We start from the raw sequence: 16,859 nt of genomic DNA, 5'->3' as shown, positions 1-16,859 counted from the left end.
GTGTTGTCATGCGGCACAGCCCAGTCGCTTTCCCCGCCATGGCCCCCGCCTCGGTGTCGTTCCGCATCAGCCGCAATGCCGAAGATCTCGCCGAAACCATCCATGCCCTCTCCCAGCGTCTGGTGACCCTGGAGCAGCGCCTGGCGGCGGTGGAGCTGCAGGCCTCCAACCAGGACAGGCCGGACCCCCAGGAACTGGCCAGCCTCGACAACGTCGAGCGGCTGCTGCAGGACTGCCGTCATCTGCTGGAGATCGGCTCCGCATCCGAGGCGCCCGCAGCATCCGAGGCGCCCGCCGCGTTCGACAGCCATGAGGACGTCGGCTATCCCAATGCGGCCTGAGGACGCGCTCCTCTGGCCAAGGGTGTCAAAATAAAAAGAAAGCGGGTCATGGCCTTCCCCACTTCCCCTTACCAGTCATCCTCCGGCGCTCTTCACGGGCAGGGTGCCGCCCCTCGCGTCTCCAGCCCGGCTCCCCACTGCAAGCTCCGCACCCATTCGCAGGTGGAGGGCGACCACCAGCTCGAGAAGCTCGAGTTCGCCCTCGCCGTTGCCCTCACCCGGGGCGACCTGCAGCGTTCCGACCAGCTGCGTTCCCAGATCGCCGCCCTGGGCGGCAACCAGGAGGAGCCGGGCACCTGAGCCGGCACGAACGAACCGATGCAGTGAACGGCAGATCATCTCTTTTCCCCCTGTCTTCCGCCCATGCGGGACAGGCTGTTATGTTCTGCCGTAAGATGTAAACAGAAAAGGGGGCGTTGGAGGCCAATCGCCCTTTTTACATGTTTTCGATGCTGCGAACTCCTCGCCGGTCATGATTGTTGCCAGTCCACCTGCCCCCGTCACCTTGACGCTGGAGACCCCTTCACGTCCTAGGTCCAGCGTGTCACCCCTGTCCGATCCGGGGGCGCGTCAGCGTCTCCTGCAGCAGGCGGCGTCACTCAATGAGCAGGCGCGGGTGGCGGCCAGTGAAGGGGATATCGACGCGTCGGCCCGGGCCATTCTTCAGGCCCTCGACTGCGAGCGGCGGGCCGGCGGCCTTGGCTTGCAGGTGCTGCAGTTGATCAAGCCACGCGCCTGATCCCTGCCACACCATCGTGGCCGGTTGGCCTTCAGGAACTTGTCCATCCTTTCGGCCCAACTCCCGGGTTCAAGAATGGATTCTTGCCCCGGGCTGTTAGAGGCACTCCCTATTCAGCGTTGTGAGACGTCAGGCCTGAGGCGCAACGTCTGGGACTTATTGATCAAGCGGGTGACCGGATTCGAACCGGCGACGTTCAGCTTGGGAAGCTGACATTCTACCACTGAATTACACCCGCGTGCATTCACGCGCAGACTCACAGTAGCAAGGCTCCGGGCACCAACCGGGTGCCCGGAGCCAGGGTGAAGCCTTGTCAGGGCTTGGCGGGGGCCGCTGCCGCCGGCTCCTCGCACTGCACAGCCGCAGAGAGCGCCCTGCGGGCGGCGATCACCGCCATGGCCTTGGGCTTGAGCTCGTTGGCGGCCTGCTCGAGGGTCTGGTCCTTGTTGGCGGAGGCCTTGGCCACCTCGCCCCGGAAGCCTTCGAGCAGCTTGCGGAAGGCTTCCACCCTCAGCTTCTGCAGCTGGTTCTCCGAGGTCTGCAGGGCGGCGATCGATTGTTCCAGCTTCTGCTGGGCGGCCCGCGCCTCGCCCACGGTGGAGGTGGGTGTCAGGGCGGCCACCTGCTCCAGGGCCTGGTTCACCGTGGCCAGCTCGGTGCAGATCCTGGCCTCGGTCTTCTTGGTCTGCTGGCTGAGGTCGGTGCGCTGGCAGCCGGAGGCCGCCAGGCCCAGGCAGAGGACGGCAGCCAGGGGAAGGCGTCGCATGGCAGCAAGGGTCATGGCGTCAAAAACCGTTCACCATGAACCTAATCACGGCCCCTGGGGCTGGCCACGCCGTCGTTCAGGCGGCCAGCGCCGCCGCCGCCGCCGCCACGCCGGCGCCGATCGGCGCCTTGGCCAGACCCAGGTCCTGCAGGGTGGCCTCGATGGCCGCCACGGCCGTGAGCACGTCGCGGTCGCAGACGAAGCCCAGGTGGCCGATGCGGAACACCTTGCCCTTGAGGTGGTCCTGGCCGCCCGCCAGCAGGATGTCGAACCGTTCCTTCACCTGCTTGCGCAGGGCCTCGGCATCGATGCCCTCCGGCGCCACCGCCGTGATCGCCGGGCTGCCATGGCCCTCGGCCGCATACAGGGGCAGGCCGATCGCCTTCATCGCCGCCTGGGTGGCCCGGCGATGGCGGTCGTGGCGGGCGAAGATCGCCTCCAGACCCTCCTTCTGCATCATCCCCAGGGCCGCCTCGAGGGCGAAGTAGAGGTTGATCGCCGGGGTGAAGGGGTTGCTGTCGTCGTCGGCGGCTTTGCGGTACTTGCCCAGATCCAGATAGAACTTGGGCAGATCGGAGCGTTCGTAGGCCGTCCAGGCCCGCTCGCTCATGGCCACGAAGCTCAGGCCCGGCGGCATCATGTAGCCCTTCTGGGAGCCGGAGCCCACCACGTCCACGCCCCAGGCATCCATGGGCACGTCACAGGCCCCGAGGCTGGTGACGCAGTCGGCGATGGTGAGAGCGGTGCCGTGGGCCTTCACATGGCCGGCGATGGCCTGCAGGTCGTTGATCACCCCGGTGGAGGTTTCCGAGTGGGTGAGGATCACGCCCCGGATCTCCTTGGCGGTGTCGGCCTCGAGGGCGGCGCGGAAGGCCTCCGGATCGAGGGGCTGGCCCCACTCCGCCTTGATCACCTCCACGTTCAGCCCGTAGGCCTTCGCCACCTTCACCCAGCGTTCGCCGAACTTGCCGTTGTCGCCGCAGAGCACCTTGTCGCCGCGGCTGAGGGTGTTGACGATCGCGGCCTCCATCGCCGCGGTGCCGCTGCCGGTGATCACCAGCACGTGGCCCTTGGTCTGGTGCAGCCACTGCAGCTGCTCGGTGGTGCGGCGCACGATCTTCTGGAAATCGCCGCTGCGGTGGCCGATCGGATGGCGGGCCATGGCCTGCAGGACGGTCTCCGGCACCGGGGTGGGGCCGGGGATCATCAGAGTGAGCTTGTCCTGCATGAGCTGTGGGGAGGGAAGGGGCGCGGGCCTGGCGAAGGCAAGGCGATCGACCACCATAAAAAACAGCGTTCCCGCCGGCCATCGATTCCCTGCGCCCCCCCTCCGCGCCCCCGCGGGGCTTCACCCTGCCGGTGTGGGTGGCGGCCGCTGCCCGCGCCGCCCTCGGGGCCCTGCAGGGGGAACCGTTCAGCGCCTCGGTGGCCCTGGAACTGCTCCAGCCGCCGGGGGTGGTGCCGGTGCCGGTGCGGGCCGCCGCGGGCCTGGGGGAGGGGCTGGCCCTGGGGGAGAGCTGCTGTGATCCGGGCGAGGGGCTCGACCTCACTCGCGGGTTGGTGGTCTGGGTGCTGGCCCGCTGGCTGCCCGGCGACGGGCCCTGGCTGCAGCTGGAGCCCGGCGAGGGGGTGGGAGTCCACGCCGCGACCGGGGAGGCCTGCCTCTCCGGCTATGCCCGACGCCTGCTGGAGGCCAACCTGGGGCCCCTGGTGCCCGCCGGCCGCCGCCTGGGGCTCACCCTGGTGCTGCCCGACGGCCGCCGCCTGGCGGAGCGCACCAGCAATGCCGCCTTCGGGGTGGTGGACGGGCTGGCCCTGATCGGCACCCAGGCCGAGGTCCAGGCCGGCGCCGACCCGGACCAGCTGGCCCGCACCCTGGCGGCCCTCGCCGAGCGCATGGCGGCGCCGGGGGCCGGCGGCGATCTGGTGCTGGTGATCGGCGAGAACGGCCTCGATCTGGCCCCCCAGCTGGGCCTGCCGCCGCAGCTGCTGCTGAAGGCGGGCAACTGGCTCGGCCCGGTGCTGGTGGCGGCCGCCGAAGCGGGGGTGGAACGGCTGCTGCTGTTCGGCTACCAGGGCAAGCTGATCAAGCTGGCCGGCGGCATCTTCCACACCCACCACCACCTGGCCGACGGCCGCACCGAGGTGCTCACCGCCCTGGCCGCCCTGGAGGGGGCCGACGGCGCCACCCTGGCCGCGCTCTACGGGGCCGCCACGGTGGAGGCCGCCCTGGCCGCTCTGGAGCAGGCCGATCCGGAGCTGGCCGGACGCCTGCGGGCGCGCATCGCTGTCGCCATTGAAGGCCGCTGCCGGTCCTACCTGGCCAGCCATGGCGCCCCGCCGGCCGCCGTGGGGGCGGCCCTGTTCGACCGCCAGCGCCGGCTGCGGGTCTGCGGGCCGGTGGGGGCGGCGCTGATGGAACGCTTCAGGGGCGCGACCTAGGGTGCTGGCACCGAATACCGGGCCCTGGCCTGGCCGCCTTCGAGCCGATGTCCGAAACGCCGCAGACCGCACCACCGGGTTCGGATCGGGACCATGCCAGCGGTTCCCGCCGACCTCCGGCCATCGTCATCCTGGATTTCGGCTCCCAGTACTCAGAGCTGATCGCCCGCCGGGTGCGGGAGACGGAGGTGTTCTCCCTGGTGATGGGCTACACCACCACCGCTGCGGAACTGAAGGCCCTCAACCCGAAGGGGATCATCCTCAGCGGCGGCCCCAGCTCCGTCTACGAGGAGGGGGCCCCCTCCTGCGACCCCGGCCTCTGGGACCTGGGCATCCCGGTGCTGGGGGTCTGCTACGGCATGCAGCTGATGGTGCAGCAGCTGGGCGGATCGGTGGTGGCCGCCGGCCGGGCCGAATACGGCAAGGCGCCGCTGCATGTCGACGACCCGGTGGATCTGCTCACCAACGTCGAGGAGGGCTCGACGATGTGGATGAGCCACGGCGATTCGGTGGAGTCGCTGCCCGAGGGCTTCGTGCGCCTCGCCCACACCGACAACACCCCCGAGGCAGCGGTGGCCGACCATGCCCGCCGTCTCTACGGGGTGCAGTTCCATCCCGAGGTGGTGCATTCCACCTGCGGCATGGTGATGATCCGCAATTTCGTTTATCACATCTGCGGCTGCATCCCCGACTGGACCACGGCCGCCTTCATCGACGAGGCCATCGGCGAGGTGCGTGCCCAGGTGGGCGAGAAGCGGGTGCTGCTGGCCCTCTCGGGCGGTGTCGATTCCTCCACCCTGGCCTTCCTGCTGCACCAGGCGATCGGGGATCGCCTCACCTGCATGTTCATCGACCAGGGCTTCATGCGCAAAGGCGAGCCGGAGTTCCTGATGGATTTCTTCGATCGCCAGTTCCACATCAACGTGGAATACATCAATGCCCGTGAGCGCTTCATCTCCAAGCTCGCCGGTATCACCGACCCGGAGGAGAAGCGCAAGATCATCGGCACCGAGTTCATCCGGGTGTTCGAGGAGGAGAGCCGCCGCCTCGGCCCCTTCGACTACCTCGCCCAGGGCACCCTCTACCCCGATGTGATCGAGAGCGCCGGCACCAACGTCGACCCCAAGACGGGGGAACGGGTGGCGGTGAAGATCAAGAGCCACCACAACGTGGGCGGCCTGCCCAAGGACCTGCAGTTCAAGCTGGTGGAGCCGCTGCGGCGCCTGTTCAAGGATGAGGTGCGCAAGGTGGGCCGCAGCCTCGGCCTGCCCCAGGAGATCGTGGGGCGCCATCCCTTCCCCGGCCCAGGCCTGGCGATCCGCATCCTGGGGGAGGTCACCGACGACAAGCTCGACATCCTCCGGGACGCCGACCTGATCGTGCGGGAGGAGGTGCGTGATGCCGGCCTCTACAATGAGATCTGGCAGGCCTTCGCCGTACTGCTGCCCGTGCGCAGCGTCGGCGTGATGGGCGACAAGCGCACCTACGCCTACCCGATCGTGCTGCGCTGCGTCTCCTCCGAGGACGGCATGACCGCCGACTGGTCGCGGCTGCCCTACGACCTGCTGGAGCTGATCTCCAACCGCATCGTCAACGAGGTGCGGGGGGTGAACCGGGTGGTGCTTGACATCACCAGCAAGCCGCCCGGCACGATCGAGTGGGAGTGACAGCCGGTTGACGGCTGTCCTTCATGGCTTCAATGGCAACGATGAAAGCGAGTCACCATGCTTTTCTCTCATCAAGGTGAGACATGCCTGTTTATCCATATTCCGAAGACGGGTGGCAATACCATTCAGTCGGCCATCATCGACGCTGGCCTCAGCTGCGATGAGATGGTCAGCGGCGGCTTTCGCGATGGCGTTGATCGATTTGAGATTCGTGGATCTCTGACGCACCGAAAGCATCAGTCGCTGTCGACTTACTTGCTGATCAAGCCCTCTTTGCATGAGCTTAAGATTTACTCCTGCGTGCGAAAGCCCTTCGAGCGCCTTGTCTCTTTTTACTATTCGCCGCACCGCAACATGGTTCTTGACGAGAGAACAGGAGCCTACGTCTTCCGCCAGAGTCCTGAATTTGTAGAAGCGGACTTTATGGCCCTTGTCCAGAGCACCATGCCTGCCTTCCAGTATCTGCTGCCTCGTGACATGCGCTTCACGATCAAGGCCATCAAGCGCTTTCCGGACTTGCTTCCACTACTCAAAAGCAGGGTGAAGTCTCGCTACCTGAGCGGTGTGGAACGCCTCCGGCTGAACGTCTTGCAGACGGAGTCCCTGTCTCTTCAGTTTTCTCAGACTTTTGGGTTTGAATTGCCTGCAGCTTCCAGGAATGTCAGCCCCTTCCGTGAGGAAGCCAGGCGAGTCCTCGGCAGTCGGGAGCTGAGGTGTTTCGTTGAGGAGGAATCACTGCATGGTCTGGACCTGGCGTTGTTCTATCCCTGATGCTTATCTCCTCTTGCTCCCAGAGCTGCTGGTGAGCCCATCCCAGCCGCGAGAAGGCAGGTACGGCGCCGCACTGATCTGAGGCGGCGAGGGAGAGTCCCTCCCCTTCTCAGCGACCGAGCCCTGTCCAGATGTCTCCGGCCACACGTTCTGCTGATCGCTCTGGACCCGGAGGCCGTCCCGATCCCCAGGCTGGCCCCAGCGGGCCAACTTCGATAACCTCGGCACCCGGCCGTTTGCTCCGTGCCTCCCGTCTCCCCCGCCGTCGCTGGCAGCCCTGCCGGGGCTGAGCACGACCCCCAGCTGCACCGCCGCCTGCAGCAGGACAGCATCCTGCTGGCCGGCAAGACCGTCTTTCTCAACCCCTTCCTCTACTGGCGTCGTTTCGATGCCAACACCGACCGCTGGCTGCGGGAACCCGGCCAGCTCCCCGAGGAGCAGATCCGCAGCAACCGTCTGCGCTTCTATCCCGAGGTCGACTGGGACGGCCTCGATCCGGCCGACCTGGCGATCAAGGAAGGGGCGGTGGAGATGTTCCTCAAGAGCCTGGAGCTGATCAGCACCTTCAACCCCGACCTCAGCGCCGGCCACCTGCTGGAGGTGGAGCGCAAGATGGCCGTCACCAAGAAGAAGGCCTTCGAGCGCTGGGTGGCCCGGGCCCTCGACCGCCGCGGCAAGGAGAGCCTGAGGGAGCGGCGCCGCTTCGACCGCGACCGCTGGCTGCGGGGCTGGCTGGAGTGGCTCTCCCTCGACGGCACCCGCCAGGCCCTGCTGCCCTTCAGCGTCCTGCTGGTGCTGGCCGTCGGCGGCGGCTGGTGGCTGGGCAGCACCCGCTTCTGCGGCCAGGTGATCGTCGATCCCGGGGTGCAGCGACCCGCACCCTGAGCCGGGCCGTTCCGCACGTCAGACTGGAAAGCCCGGTCCGGGTTCCGACGTCATGGCTGCCGATCCCCTCGATTCCCTGCGCCTGGCCCTGATGCAGGACGTGCTGCCGGTGGGACTGGCGGTGGTGGAGCGGGTCCGCAAGGGCGGGCCGGCCGAGGTGCTGGCCGCCTTCGACGGCACCAGTGCCAATCCTCTGGGCCAGCTGCGCGAGGAAGGGGAGCCCGCGGCCAGCCAGGTGAGGGAGAACCTCGATCGCTTCCAGCCCGGCCTGGGCAATCCCGTGATGAAGGTGGAGGTGCGCGACGTGGGCGCCGAGGAGGGCCAAGGGGCCACCCCTCCCGCCTGGGACGCCGCCCCGCCGCCCAGTCCGGCGGATCCGGCCGAGCTGCTGGCGGCCCTGGAGCGCATCGAGGCCCGGCTGGCCCTGCTCCAGAGCCGACTCGGCTGATGGTGCGCGCTGCCGGCGGCGGGCTCGGGGCCTCCTCCACCCGCCACACAGGGACAGGCCACCAGGCCGCCCTCCTGCTCACCTTCATGCTGCTGATCCTGGCGGCGATCCTCGGGCGCCTCGCCTGGCTCCAGCTGCTGCACGGGGCCGAGAACCGGGCGATGGCCGACGAGAACCGGATCCGCCTGCTGCCGCGCAACCCCGTGCGGGGCCGCCTGCTGGATCGCAAGGGGCGGGTGCTGGCCACCAACCGGCTCACCTACAACCTCTATCTCCAGCCCCTCCAGGTCGACGACCGTGGCTGGCCCGGGCTGCGGGACCGGCTCGCCGGCCTGCTGGGGATCCCCGCCGACCGGCTGGATGCCCAGCGTCGCAGCGGCGCCAATGCCCAGGGCTTCCGGATTCCCCTGGCCCTCTCGCTGACGCCGGTGCAGGTGCTGCGCTTCCGGGAGCAGGCCGGATCCCTGCAGGGGGCTGAGGTGTCCGAGGACGTGCTGCGCGCCTATCCCGACGGCAGCCTCGGGGCCCACGTGATGGGCTACACGAGCAGCATCACCGAGGAGGAGTACGCCGCCCTCCGCGACCACGGCTACCGCATCAGTGATCGCATCGGCCGCAGCGGGCTCGAGAAGGTCTACGAAACCCACCTGCGCGGTGAGTGGGGCGGCCAGCAGCTGGAGGTGAATGCCGAAGGCCAGGTGCAGCGGGTGCTGGGGGACAAGCCCGCCAAGGCCGGCAAGGATCTGCGCCTCACCCTCGATCTCGACCTGCAGCGGGCGGCGGAGAAGGCCCTCGACGGGGTGCGCAAGGGGGCGATCGTGGCGATGGATCCCCGCACCGGCGCCGTGCGGGCGATGGCCAGCCGGCCCAACTTCGATCCCAACATCTTCTCCGACGGCCCCACCACCGCCCAGTGGAACAGCCTCAACCGGCCGGAGGCGCCGATGCTGAACCGGGCCTTCCAGGGGTTCCCGCCGGCCAGCACCTTCAAGGTCATCACCACCATCGCCGGCATCGAGTCCGGCAAGCTCAACGAGAACTCCACCGTGCCGACGGTGGGCTCCTTCTGCTACTACGGCCAGTGCTACGCCGACCACGGCTCCTTCGGCAGCATCGGCTTCCCCTTCGCCCTCGGGGTGAGCAGCAACAGCTTCTTCTACAAGGTGGGGCTGATGGTCGGCCCCGATGAGATGTTCAAAGCCGCCCGGCGCATGGGTTTCGGCCGCCGCACCGGCAGCGAGCTGTCCGCCGAGGAATCCCCTGGGCTGCTGGGGGACCCGGCCTGGAAGAAGGAGGTGCTGGGTGAACCCTGGACCCCGGTCGACACGATCACCTCCTCGATCGGCCAGGGGGCGGTGACGGTGACGCCGATCCAGATGGCCCGCCTCTATGCCGCCGTCGCCAACGGCGGCTGGCTGGTGACGCCCCACCTGGTGGAGCGCGACTACCCGCGCCAATGGATCGGACTGAAGCCGGCCACCCTGCGGGTGCTGCATGCCGGCCTGCGCCAGGCGGTCACCAGCGGCACGGCCACCATCCTCAACGACCCCAGCCTGCCGCCCGTGGCCGGCAAGACCGGCACCGCCGAGGATCCACCCCGTCCCGACCACGCCTGGTTCGGCGGCTACGCCCCGGCCACCGGCACCCCCACCCTGGTGATCGTCGCCTTCGGTGAGAACTCCGGCGGTTATGGCGGCACGGTGGCCGCACCGATGGTGAAGGCCCTGATGACCGTGTGGTTCCGGGGCGTCAAGCCGCCGGCGGCGGTCCGGCCGGGCTGAGGTGCCTCAGGCGGCCTGGGGGAAACGGCCCTGCTGGAGCACCTGGCGGTAGTAGCCCTGCAGCTGGGCGGTGGCCCCGGCCCAGCCCCAGCGCTCGGCCTCCTCGCGGGCGGCCAGGCGCAGCTGGCGGCGGGCCGCCGGATCCCCCAGCAGCCGTTGGACGGCCGTGGTCAGGCTGGCGGGCTGGTCGGGGTCATAGAGGCAGCCGTTGACGCCGTCGCTGACGATGTCGGGAATGCCGCCCCGGTTGGCCCCCACCACCGGGCAGCCTGCGGCCATCGCCTCCAGCAGCACCAGGCCCAGGGTTTCGGTGCTGGAGGGGAACAGGAAGGCGTCGCCGCTGGCATAGGCCGAGGCCAGCTCCTGGCCGGCCAGGTAGCCCACGAAGGTGGTGGCGGTGCCGTCGAAATGGCGCTCCAGCTGCTGGCGGTGGGGACCGTCCCCCACCAGGGCGAGCCGGGCCTGGGGCATGGCTTCGAGCACGGGCCGGATCCGCTCGATCTGCTTCTCCGCCGAGAGTCGGCCGATGTAGAGGAGCAGGTGGCCGGTGTCGTCGTGGCCGCCGTGGAGCCGCTCGCGCATGGCGCCGGAGGCCAGTTCGGGGCGGAACAGGTCGGTGTCCACGCCCCGCTGCCAGAGGGCCGTGTGCTGGATGCCCCGGGCCGCCAGCTCCTCGACCATGGCGGTGGAGGTGCAGAGGTTGAGCTGGGCCTGGTTGTGGGCGGCCTTGAGCAGTTCCCACAGCAGGGGCTCAAGCATCCCCATGCCGTAGTGCTCCAGGTACTTGGGCAGATGGGTGTGGTAGCTGGCCACCAGGGGCAGGCCGCGGCTCTTGGCCAGCCAGATGCCCCCCAGGCCCAGCACGGCCGGATTGACCACGTGAACCAGATCGGGGCCGAAGCGGTCGAGGGCTTCCGAGACCGCCGGCCGCGGCAGGGCCAGCTTCAGCTCGGGATAGAGGGGCAGCGGCATGGCCGGCACCCCCACCACCCGGGCCCCCATGTAGCCGTCGGGAGCGCCTTCGGGGCAGAAGATCAGCACCTCATCGCCGGCCAGCACCAGCTGCTGCACCGTCTTGGTGAGCCGCGTGACGATGCCGTCGACCTTCGGCAGGAAGGTTTCGGTGAAAAAGGCGATCTTCACGGGGGGGAGATCAGGCGAAGGCCTTGATCGCTTCGGCCTGGCGCTGGGTCCAGGCGGAGAGGCAGGGGATCTTGGAGCGGTCGCAACGGTCGGCCCAGCGGCGGGCCACGTCCACCACTTCGGCCAGCAGGCCGTCATCAAGGGTGGTGGGCTTGAGGCCCAGCTCGATGAAGCAGCGGTTGTCGACGATCAGATCGTTCTCGATCGCCTCCTTGCGGGGGTTGGGCAGGTAGTTGATCTCAGAGTCGGTCAGGGCCGCCACCTTGCGGGCCAGTTCACCCACCTGGTGGCTCTCGGTCATCTGGTTGAAGATCTTCACCTTCTCGCCGGGCTCGGGGGGGTGCTCCAGGGCCAGCTGGACGCAGCGCACCGAATCGCGGATATGGATGAAGGCCCGGGTCTGGCCGCCGGTGCCGTGGACGGTGAGCGGGTAGCCGATCGCCGCCTGCATCAGGAAGCGGTTGAGCACGGTGCCGTAGTCGCCGTCGTAGTCGAAGCGGTTGGTGAGGCGGGGGTCCCGCTGGGTGAGGTCGGTGTTGGTGCCCCAGACGATGCCCTGGTGCAGGTCGGTGACCCGGATCGCGTCGTTCTTGTTGTAGTAGAAGAACAGCAGCTGATCCAGCGTCTTGGTCATGTGGTAGACGCTGCCGGGATCCGTGGGGTGCAGGATCTTCTCGGTGAAGCAGGTGCCGTCCGGCTGGGGCACTTCCACCGTCAGGTAGCCCTCCGGGATCGTGGCGCCCCGGTGGGAGCCGTAGCCGTAGACGCCCATCGTGCCCAGGTGCACGATGTGGACGTCAAGGCCGCTGTCGACGATGGCCGCCAGCAGGTTGTGGGTGCCGTTGACGTTGTTGTCGACGGTGTAGCGCTTGGTGGCGCTGCTCTTCATCGAGTAGGGGGCGGCCCGCTGCTCGGCGAAGTGGACGATCGCCTCAGGGCGCTCGCTGCGCAGCAGATCGAGCAGCCGGTCGTACTCCCGGGCGATGTCCAGGTGCACGAAGGTCATGGCCCGGCCACCCACCTGTTCCCAGGCCCGCAGCCGGTCGTGGATCGTGGCGATGGGCGTCAGTGACTCGACGCCCAGGTCGATGTCGATCTTGCGCCGACTCAGGTTGTCGACGATGACGACGTCGTGTCCGGCTTCCGCCAGGTTCACGGCACAGGGCCAACCACAGAAGCCGTCGCCGCCGAGAACGAGAACCTTCACCCCAGACTCCTGAACGAGCAGTTGCTCAGACGGGCAAGCTACTACAGGCCTCAGAGGCCCCCATCGGCCTCAGCTGATGCCGGCCGCCACCGCCACCATGACGGCCACCAGCACCAGGCCGCCGATCAGCAGCATCCGGTTGGCGCCGCTGGTCTCGCCCTCCTCCTGGAGCACCATGCGGGGCTCCTTGGCGAAGGCGTTCAGTTTGCCGCCGTCTTCTTCAGTGACCTGCATGGAGGGGGAGTCGGTGTGCGGCAAACCCTATGGAGGGCCGCCGGGATCGGATTGATCGTCAATGGTTCGTCACACGGCCTTCCAGCGGGGAACTGGCCCGGGCTTCGGCCCGCTGCGGCAGCCGGCCCGCCAGCAGGGCGGTGCGACCGGCCTCGGTGGCCAGGGCCATCGCCCGTGCCATCGCCGGCGGATCGCCCGCCAGGGCGATGGCGCTGTTGATCAGCAGGGCATCGGCGCCCATCTCCATGGCCTGGGCGGCCTCGCTGGGCACCCCCAGGCCCGCATCCACCACCACCGGCACGCGGGCGTTCTCGATGATCAGGGCGATGTTGGCGGCGTTGCGGATGCCCTGGCCCGAGCCGATCGGCGATCCCAGCGGCATCACCGTGGCGCAGCCGGCCTCCTCCAGCCGCTTGGCCAGCAGGGGATCGGCGTTGATGTAGGGCAGCACGGCGAAGCCTTCCTTCACCAGCTGCTCGGCGGCCTCGAGGGTGCCGAAGGGATCCGGCAGCAGGTGGCGGGAGTCGGGGATCACCTCCAGCTTCACGAAGTTGTTGTCCTCCTGGCCCGCCAGGCGCGCCAGCTCCCGGCCCAGCCGGGCGACCCGCACCGCCTCCTCGGCGGTGGCGCAGCCGGCCGTGTTGGGCAGCATCCAGATGCGGCCCCAGTCGATTGCTTCCATCAGGCCGCCATGGCCCGGGGCGCCGCTCTGCACCCGCCGCACCGCCACGGTGACGATCTCGCAGCCGCTGGCCTCCAGGCTGGCCTGCATGGCCTCCAGGCTCGGGTACTTGCCGGTGCCGGTCATCAGGCGGCTGCGGAAGCGACGGCCGGCGATCACCAGATCGTCGCGGGAGGTCAGGGGGGCGATGGCGGTCACGGTCGGGGGCCTGCGGCGCACGGGCGCATCCCGATTAGTCTGCCTTCTGCCCCCGAGACCCACGCCATGCCGGTGCCCCTGGCCGCCGTGCCCCTGCTGCTCGCCGCCAGTCCGGTGCTTGCCGCCAGCCCCCTGCCGGCCGATGGGTTCGTGCCCTTCACCGCCCCCGAGATCCAGGCCATCAACCAGGACGGCGGCACCAACGGTGAGGTGGAGACCTTCGATCCGATCGCCCGGGCCCGGCTGATCGCCGAGCAGATGCCCCGTCGCTGGAGCGGCCGCTACCAGTCCTTCAGCGGCGGGCCCACCGTGCCCGTCCAGCTGCGGATCGACGGGGCCACCCCGATCGGCCAGATGGTGGACCTGCGCGGTGCGATGGCCATCGGCGGGGTTGAATCTCCGGTGCAGGGCAACCTCAATGCCAAGTCCGACCAGCTCGACCTTCTGGTGCTGGGGGATCCCCTCGGCGGCGCCCTTGAGCCCGGTGGCGCCTTTCAGAGCGTGCAGGGCCTGTCCCTGAGCGGCTGGCGGGCGCCCCGGCTCACCACCCCCGGCGGGCGACTGCAGCTGGTCCCGGAACGCACCGCCCAGGCCCCCGCCGCCGGAGAGCCCGCCCCGGTGCGCGGCCTCTGGTGAGCCCGGCCGGGCTGGGTCTCAGGAGGCCTTGCCGTTCTCGCCCGCCTGGCGGCCGCTGCGCCGCTCCAGGATCGAGAGACGCTTGAGGGCCGTCTTGTTGTTGGACTCCAGCTGCAGCACCTTCTCGTAGAGGCTGCGGGCCTCGTCGGCCTTCGACTGCTTCTCGAGGGCGAAGGCGAGGTTGTTGAGGGCCACCGGATACTCGGCCTTGGCCCGCAGGGCGGCCCGGTAGTGGCGCACGGCGGCGCTGTAGTTGTTCTGGGCCGCCAGGGTGAAGCCGAGGGCGTTCTCCATCAGGGCCCGCGCCTCGGCCGGGGCGTTCTCCGCTTCGGCCAGCTTCAGAGCTTGCTTGAGGTTGACCTGGGCCTCGGCGTACAGCCGCTTGCGCAGCTGCACCGAGGCCAGCTCATAGAGGGTGGAGGCGTCCCGGGTGCCGCCAGCGGCCTTGTCGATGCCGCCGAGGCGGGCCAGGGCGAGTTCATCGCGCCGCACCCGCAGAATCTGGCGGCCGACCACGATGGCGGCCACGCCCAGCAGGGCGATCAGGCCGAGCAGGTAGGCCTGGGGCAGCAGATCGGTCATCGTGTCCGGCCGGACGGTCGGTGCTGGGGGGACGGCGTCAGTGGCCTGCCGCGGTGGCCACGGCGGTGAAGCTGGCGGGATCGGCGACGGCCAGCTGGGCCAGCATCTTGCGGTTCAGGCGCACGTCGGCCCGCTTGAGGCCGCCGATCAGCTTGCTGTAGCTGAGGCCGTTCATGCGGGCGGCGGCGTTGATCCGGGCGATCCAGAGGCGGCGGAAATCACGCTTGCGGCGGCGACGGTCGCGATAGGCATTGCAGAGGGCCTTCATGACCCGCTGGTTGGCGGTGCGGAACAGGCTGCCGTTGCTCCCCTGGAAGCCGCGGGCGAGGCGAAGGATCTTGTTGCGGCGTTTGCGGGCGACGTTGCCCCTCTTGACGCGGGCCATGGGAGGTGAGCGGTGGGTGGGTGAGAAAAGACAGGGAAGCTGGAACCCCGGAGGGAGCCCGGCCGGACTCAGCCGGCGTAGGGCAGCATCCGGGCCACGTTGTCGTGGTCGCGGTCATCGACCACCGCCATCGTCCCCAGATAGCGCTTGCGCTTGGGGCTCTTGTGATCGAGCAGGTGGTTGAGGAAGGCACGCCGGCGCATGAACTTGCCGGTGCCGGTGGCCTTGAACCGCTTCGCGGCCGCTTTGCGGGTCTTGAGCTTCGGCATCTCGGTAGGCGCAGGCACAAACAAGCACACTACGACGCGGGTGAACCCTCCTCCAACCCCCCGCCCCCTCGATGGCCCTGCGTCCCCGCGTCCTGCCCCGGCTGCTGCTGGCCGCGGCGCTGCTGTTCCCGGTCGGCTGCCGGGCCGAGCAGGGGCCGCCGGCCCTGTCGCCACCGCCCCCTCCGGACGCCCCGTCCCCTGGGCAGACCAGCCTGATGCACTGGCCGGTGGCCCGTCCCGAGCCGGTCACGGCGGCCCGTCCGGTGCTGGCGGTGGCCCTGGCCGCCCGCCTGGGTCCGGCGCCCGGGGAGGCATCCGCGGCCCCGCCCCTGCGCCTGCGCGGCAACGGCGGCCTGCTCACCCTGATCGACGCCAGCGGCCAGCGCTTCCAGGCTCCCTCCCTGGCGCTGCACTGGCGTCGGGAGCTGCTGCCCGGGTCCGTGACGCTGCGGCGCCGGGTGCTGGGTCCGTTCGCCAGTTTCGAGAGCGCCGAGCAGGCGGCCGGGCTCTGGCGTTCCATGGGGGTGGCGGCCGTGATCGCCCGGCCCCGTGACTGGGAGGTGTGGGCCCCCGCCGGCGCCCCCGATCCCGCCGGACTGCCCGAGGGGCTGCGGCTGGGGAGCTACGAGCGGACGGTCAGCGAGCGGGTCGGCCTGGAACTGCGCCGGTCCCAGGGGGCGGTGCCCCTGGCCGGGCCGATCCGGATCGAGGCCCCCGGCGGCCTGCTCTGGGACCGGGGGGTCTACGCCGGCCCCTTCCAGCTGCTGAGCGACGCCCACGGCGGCTGGAGCCTGGTGGAGCAGGTCCCCCTGGAGCGCTACCTGGAGGGGGTGGTGCCCCATGAGATCGGAGCCGGGGTGCCGGCGGCGGCCCTGGAGGCCCAGGCCGTGCTGGCCCGCACCTGGGCGGTGCGCAACCAGCACCGCTTCGCGGCGGATGGCTACCACCTCTGCGCCGACACCCAGTGCCAGGTGTACAGCGACCCGCGCGACGCCGGCGCTGCCGTGCGCCAGGCCATCGCCGCCACCCGGCTGGCGGTGCTGGTGGGTGCCGATGGACCGATCCACGCCGTCTACCACGCCAGCAACGGCGGCATCAGCGCCGCCTACCAGGAGGCCTGGAACGGGCCGCCGGTCCCCTACCTGAACTCCTTCCCCGACGGCCCCGCCCCCTTCCAGGCCCGCTTCCCCGTGCCCCTGGCGGCCGCCGCCCTGCCGACCCTGCTGCGCGACGGCCAGGCGGCCTGGGGGGCCGACCATCCCGTCTTCCGCTGGCAGCGGCGGCTCACGGCTGCCCAGATCGCCGCGGCCCTCGGGCCGGAGCGGGGCGTGGGACGGCCCACCGCCCTGAAGGTGCTGGCCCGGGGTCCCAGCGGCCGGGTGCTGGCCCTGGAGGTGCAGGGAACAGCGGGCCGCACGGTGCTGCGGCTGGATGCGATCCGCCGCACCTTGCGCACCCTGCCCAGCACCCTGTTCACCCTGCGGCCGGAGGGTGAGGGGGCCTGGCAGCTGACCGGTGGGGGCTTCGGCCACGGGGCCGGTCTCTCCCAGCAGGGGGCGATCGACCTGGCCGGCCGCGGCTGGAGTGCGCGCCGGATCCTGGCGCACTACTACCCGGGCACCTCCCTCCAGCCCCTGGGGGCTGGCGGCGATTCCCCCTAGAGTCACCGCCTGGATGAGGTTC

The 16,859-nt window shown here is 69.8% G+C and carries 20 protein-coding genes and 1 tRNA gene; 11 read left to right on the top strand and 10 right to left on the bottom strand.

The window, feature by feature from the left end; all coding sequences use genetic code 11:
• The first annotated feature begins 38 nt into the window (after positions 1-38).
• The 3 genes from KUG39_RS13790 (at position 39) to KUG39_RS13780 (ending at position 1,080) form a co-directional block, all read left to right on the top strand.
• Positions 39-341, top strand: a complete 303-nt coding sequence (locus KUG39_RS13790) for a hypothetical protein (protein ID WP_216915636.1) — start codon at positions 39-41, stop codon at positions 339-341.
• 48 nt (positions 342-389) lie between these two features.
• Positions 390-641 (top strand): DUF8683 family protein, encoded by a 252-nt coding sequence (locus KUG39_RS13785; protein ID WP_190611991.1) that lies wholly within the window; start codon positions 390-392, stop codon positions 639-641.
• A gap of 241 nt (positions 642-882) precedes the next feature.
• Entirely contained in the window at positions 883-1,080 is a 198-nt protein-coding gene (locus KUG39_RS13780) for a hypothetical protein (protein ID WP_353617390.1), read from the top strand.
• Positions 1,081-1,246: 166 nt separating this feature from the next.
• Here the strand turns inward: KUG39_RS13780 and KUG39_RS13775 are convergent.
• The 3 genes from KUG39_RS13775 to KUG39_RS13765 form a co-directional block, all read right to left on the bottom strand.
• Positions 1,247-1,318 (bottom strand) — tRNA-Gly (locus KUG39_RS13775).
• A 75-nt stretch (positions 1,319-1,393) separates the two neighbouring features.
• The gene (locus KUG39_RS13770) at positions 1,394-1,846 is read right to left on the bottom strand and encodes a hypothetical protein (RefSeq protein ID WP_216918341.1); all 453 of its coding nucleotides are present in this window, start codon (positions 1,844-1,846) and stop codon (positions 1,394-1,396) included.
• Between the two features lie 76 nt (positions 1,847-1,922).
• The gene (locus tag KUG39_RS13765) at positions 1,923-3,074 is read right to left on the bottom strand and encodes a pyridoxal-phosphate-dependent aminotransferase family protein (protein ID WP_216915635.1); all 1,152 of its coding nucleotides are present in this window, start codon (positions 3,072-3,074) and stop codon (positions 1,923-1,925) included.
• Positions 3,075-3,154: 80 nt separating this feature from the next.
• Here KUG39_RS13765 and cbiD point away from each other — a divergent pair, with 80 nt between their 5' ends.
• The 6 genes from cbiD to mrdA all read left to right on the top strand — a co-directional run bounded on the left by cbiD (position 3,155) and on the right by mrdA (position 9,840).
• Positions 3,155-4,288 (top strand): cobalt-precorrin-5B (C(1))-methyltransferase CbiD, encoded by a 1,134-nt coding sequence (cbiD, locus tag KUG39_RS13760; protein ID WP_216915697.1) that lies wholly within the window; start codon positions 3,155-3,157, stop codon positions 4,286-4,288.
• Between the two features lie 47 nt (positions 4,289-4,335).
• Positions 4,336-5,955, top strand: coding sequence for a glutamine-hydrolyzing GMP synthase (gene guaA, locus KUG39_RS13755; RefSeq protein ID WP_094587014.1), 1,620 nt, complete (start codon positions 4,336-4,338; stop codon positions 5,953-5,955).
• Between the two features lie 57 nt (positions 5,956-6,012).
• On the top strand, positions 6,013-6,726 hold the full coding sequence (locus KUG39_RS13750) for a sulfotransferase family protein (protein ID WP_216915634.1): 714 nt from the start codon (positions 6,013-6,015) through the stop codon (positions 6,724-6,726).
• A gap of 243 nt (positions 6,727-6,969) precedes the next feature.
• A complete protein-coding gene (locus KUG39_RS13745) occupies positions 6,970-7,611 on the top strand; it encodes a DUF8672 family protein (RefSeq protein WP_233134039.1) in 642 nt (213 codons plus the stop codon).
• A gap of 52 nt (positions 7,612-7,663) precedes the next feature.
• Positions 7,664-8,059 (top strand): hypothetical protein, encoded by a 396-nt coding sequence (locus tag KUG39_RS13740; protein WP_216915632.1) that lies wholly within the window; start codon positions 7,664-7,666, stop codon positions 8,057-8,059.
• Positions 8,059-9,840 (top strand): penicillin-binding protein 2, encoded by a 1,782-nt coding sequence (mrdA, locus tag KUG39_RS13735; protein ID WP_094587008.1) that lies wholly within the window; start codon positions 8,059-8,061, stop codon positions 9,838-9,840. Before KUG39_RS13740 ends, mrdA begins: the two co-directional genes overlap by 1 nt.
• A gap of 6 nt (positions 9,841-9,846) precedes the next feature.
• Here the strand turns inward: mrdA and KUG39_RS13730 are convergent, their stop codons facing one another.
• The 4 genes from KUG39_RS13730 to KUG39_RS13715 form a co-directional block, all read right to left on the bottom strand.
• On the bottom strand, positions 9,847-10,983 hold the full coding sequence (locus KUG39_RS13730; RefSeq protein ID WP_094587006.1) for a glycosyltransferase family 4 protein: 1,137 nt from the start codon (positions 10,981-10,983) through the stop codon (positions 9,847-9,849).
• Between the two features lie 10 nt (positions 10,984-10,993).
• The gene (locus KUG39_RS13725; protein WP_094587004.1) at positions 10,994-12,190 is read right to left on the bottom strand and encodes an NAD-dependent epimerase/dehydratase family protein; all 1,197 of its coding nucleotides are present in this window, start codon (positions 12,188-12,190) and stop codon (positions 10,994-10,996) included.
• A 69-nt stretch (positions 12,191-12,259) separates the two neighbouring features.
• Positions 12,260-12,424 (bottom strand): photosystem II assembly protein Psb34, encoded by a 165-nt coding sequence (gene psb34, locus KUG39_RS13720; protein WP_094587070.1) that lies wholly within the window; start codon positions 12,422-12,424, stop codon positions 12,260-12,262.
• A 58-nt stretch (positions 12,425-12,482) separates the two neighbouring features.
• Positions 12,483-13,325 carry a thiazole synthase gene (locus KUG39_RS13715; protein WP_502707688.1) on the bottom strand — a complete coding sequence of 281 codons (843 nt, stop codon included), beginning with the start codon at positions 13,323-13,325 and terminating at the stop codon, positions 12,483-12,485.
• A 45-nt stretch (positions 13,326-13,370) separates the two neighbouring features.
• Here KUG39_RS13715 and KUG39_RS13710 point away from each other — a divergent pair, with 45 nt between their 5' ends.
• Complete coding sequence (locus KUG39_RS13710; RefSeq protein WP_216915630.1) at positions 13,371-13,940, top strand: hypothetical protein; 570 nt, start codon at positions 13,371-13,373, stop codon at positions 13,938-13,940.
• 18 nt (positions 13,941-13,958) lie between these two features.
• Here KUG39_RS13710 and KUG39_RS13705 read toward each other — a convergent pair whose 3' ends face one another.
• The 3 genes from KUG39_RS13705 to rpmI all read right to left on the bottom strand — a co-directional run bounded on the left by KUG39_RS13705 (position 13,959) and on the right by rpmI (position 15,176).
• The gene (locus tag KUG39_RS13705; RefSeq protein ID WP_216915628.1) at positions 13,959-14,522 is read right to left on the bottom strand and encodes a tetratricopeptide repeat protein; all 564 of its coding nucleotides are present in this window, start codon (positions 14,520-14,522) and stop codon (positions 13,959-13,961) included.
• Positions 14,523-14,559: 37 nt separating this feature from the next.
• A complete protein-coding gene (rplT, locus tag KUG39_RS13700; RefSeq protein WP_015109852.1) occupies positions 14,560-14,907 on the bottom strand; it encodes a 50S ribosomal protein L20 in 348 nt (115 codons plus the stop codon).
• Between the two features lie 68 nt (positions 14,908-14,975).
• Positions 14,976-15,176 (bottom strand): 50S ribosomal protein L35, encoded by a 201-nt coding sequence (gene rpmI / locus KUG39_RS13695; protein ID WP_015109851.1) that lies wholly within the window; start codon positions 15,174-15,176, stop codon positions 14,976-14,978.
• Positions 15,177-15,247: 71 nt separating this feature from the next.
• On the opposite strand from rpmI, the gene KUG39_RS13690 reads away from it, so the two are divergent.
• Entirely contained in the window at positions 15,248-16,837 is a 1,590-nt protein-coding gene (locus KUG39_RS13690) for a SpoIID/LytB domain-containing protein (RefSeq protein ID WP_216915626.1), read from the top strand.
• Positions 16,838-16,859 lie beyond the last annotated feature (22 nt).

The sequence above is a fragment of the Synechococcus sp. CCAP 1479/10 genome (assembly GCF_019038515.1).
Classification (GTDB): domain Bacteria; phylum Cyanobacteriota; class Cyanobacteriia; order PCC-6307; family Cyanobiaceae; genus Cyanobium.
The sequence above is the reverse complement of the archived record's forward strand: the minus strand, read 5'-3'. Positions and strand labels throughout refer to the sequence as shown.

Coding starts and splice junctions, on each gene's coding strand:
- KUG39_RS13785 (WP_190611991.1), top strand. CDS start 390: ATGGCCTTCCCCACTTCCCCTTACCAGTCATCCTCCGGCGCTCTTCAC.
- KUG39_RS13705 (WP_216915628.1), bottom strand. CDS start 14,522: ATGACCGATCTGCTGCCCCAGGCCTACCTGCTCGGCCTGATCGCCCTG.
- KUG39_RS13710 (WP_216915630.1), top strand. CDS start 13,371: ATGCCGGTGCCCCTGGCCGCCGTGCCCCTGCTGCTCGCCGCCAGTCCG.
- mrdA (WP_094587008.1), top strand. CDS start 8,059: ATGGTGCGCGCTGCCGGCGGCGGGCTCGGGGCCTCCTCCACCCGCCAC.
- psb34 (WP_094587070.1), bottom strand. CDS start 12,424: ATGCAGGTCACTGAAGAAGACGGCGGCAAACTGAACGCCTTCGCCAAG.
- KUG39_RS13690 (WP_216915626.1), top strand. CDS start 15,248: ATGGCCCTGCGTCCCCGCGTCCTGCCCCGGCTGCTGCTGGCCGCGGCG.
- rplT (WP_015109852.1), bottom strand. CDS start 14,907: ATGGCCCGCGTCAAGAGGGGCAACGTCGCCCGCAAACGCCGCAACAAG.
- KUG39_RS13790 (WP_216915636.1), top strand. CDS start 39: ATGGCCCCCGCCTCGGTGTCGTTCCGCATCAGCCGCAATGCCGAAGAT.
- KUG39_RS13750 (WP_216915634.1), top strand. CDS start 6,013: ATGCTTTTCTCTCATCAAGGTGAGACATGCCTGTTTATCCATATTCCG.
- KUG39_RS13770 (WP_216918341.1), bottom strand. CDS start 1,846: ATGCGACGCCTTCCCCTGGCTGCCGTCCTCTGCCTGGGCCTGGCGGCC.
- guaA (WP_094587014.1), top strand. CDS start 4,336: ATGTCCGAAACGCCGCAGACCGCACCACCGGGTTCGGATCGGGACCAT.
- KUG39_RS13765 (WP_216915635.1), bottom strand. CDS start 3,074: ATGCAGGACAAGCTCACTCTGATGATCCCCGGCCCCACCCCGGTGCCG.
- KUG39_RS13740 (WP_216915632.1), top strand. CDS start 7,664: ATGGCTGCCGATCCCCTCGATTCCCTGCGCCTGGCCCTGATGCAGGAC.
- rpmI (WP_015109851.1), bottom strand. CDS start 15,176: ATGCCGAAGCTCAAGACCCGCAAAGCGGCCGCGAAGCGGTTCAAGGCC.